Raw genomic sequence first — 1677 nt, 5'->3', positions numbered from 1 at the left:
TTTATTAATTTTATTAATCAGCATCATGGCTTTCAAAGAATGCCCTCCCAACTCGAAAAAGCTTTTCGCAGCACTGATATTCTCGCCCGAAATACCCAAAACTTCACTCCAGATATCCAATAACCTCTCTTCTATTTCATTCGAAACCTCTACATGAGGATCATGACTGCTCATATCAACATCTGGCAAACCATTTCTCGAAATCTTTCCACTCGAAGTTAATGGGAAACTATCCAGATGAACATAATACTGTGGAACCATATATTCTGGAAGCTCATTCTGAAGATATTCTCGCAGGGAAGTGAAAGGAATTGCTTCCTCTGAAGTGTAATAACCAACAAGCTGAGCATCTCCTCCTATTTCCTTTAAAACAACCACACTGCCACTAACTCCCGCATAACCAAGCATTTTAGACTCGATCTCTCCCAACTCAATTCGGAAACCGCGAAGTTTTACCTGATGATCCAGTCTTCCCATGATCTCAAGGGTTCCGTTAGAAAGCCAGCGTCCGATATCTCCTGTCTTATACAAACGTCCGGAATCCAACCAATCAACCGTGATAAATTTCTCAGAACTCAGCGAACTGTTGTTAAGATAACCTCTCGCAACACCCAAACCACCTACACAAAGCTCGCCCCAAATACCAATCGGCTGAAGATGATGATAGCCGTCCAAAACATACATCCCCATATTATCCAAAGCACGACCGATCGGGATACGCACATCCAGCGAAGACCAGTTATCTGTGTTGTAGCCACAACTGTAAACCGTTGTTTCAGTAGGACCGTAAAGGTTTTGGATTTTAGCCGGTAAATCATACGATTTGAATTTATGAAGCATTTCCAATGGAAAAACCTCGCCCGCCAAAAAGATATACTGAAGGCTGGCTACAGCTTCTTTGCCCATACTCTCAAATGTATCCATAAACACACCGAACATCGAAGGAACAAAATTGATATGACTGATTTCATAATCACGCACCGCACGTACTAATTCAACAGAATTCTTCTCCATATCCTGACCCAGGATAACAAGACTTCCTCCACGATGGAACCAACCAAAAACCTCGGCTACAGACACATCAAAAGCATACATCGTCTTTAAAAGATAACGTTCTCCTTTTTGTAAAGGATAACGATGATCCATGCTTTGAACAAGATTTAATACTGAGCCGTGTTCAATCATAACTCCTTTCGGATTACCTGTAGAACCTGAAGTATAGATCACATACGCAAGATCACTGCCTTCAACAGATACCGGAGAAGCAACAGGATAAGAATTGACAGCATCTGAAACTTCATCCAGATCAATTACCCTGCAAAGAGCAGACAATGAATCCTGAATATATTTTTCACAACTAATTAAAACCTTGATTCCCGAATCTTCAATAATCTTTTCAATACGGGAAACAGGAAGATTGATATCTATCGGAACATAAGCACAACCCGCACAAAGAGTTCCGTACAAACTCAGCAGCATATCTTCACTGCGCTCCAAAAGAATCCCCACAAGATCGCCTTTATTTACTCCACATTCCGTGCGAAGATAATTGCCGTAACGAAGCGAGGAATCCCAAAAGTCAGAATAACTCATCTCAGATTCGCCGAAAATCAAAGCAGGAGCATCCGAAAATTCTACAACACGATCTGATAATAGATCTAAAACTGTTGTATGACC

1 protein-coding gene is annotated in these 1677 nt (G+C 41.2%); it reads right to left on the bottom strand.

Features of this window, described 5'->3' with window-relative positions:
* Positions 1-1677: non-ribosomal peptide synthetase (locus BLR30_RS17485; protein ID WP_139164663.1), on the bottom strand; the 1677-nt coding region annotated here is incomplete at both ends.

It is taken from the genome of Chryseobacterium taeanense (genome assembly GCF_900099685.1).
Taxonomy (GTDB): Bacteria; Bacteroidota; Bacteroidia; order Flavobacteriales; family Weeksellaceae; genus Chryseobacterium; species Chryseobacterium taeanense.
This window is presented reverse-complemented; position numbering and strand designations above follow the sequence as displayed.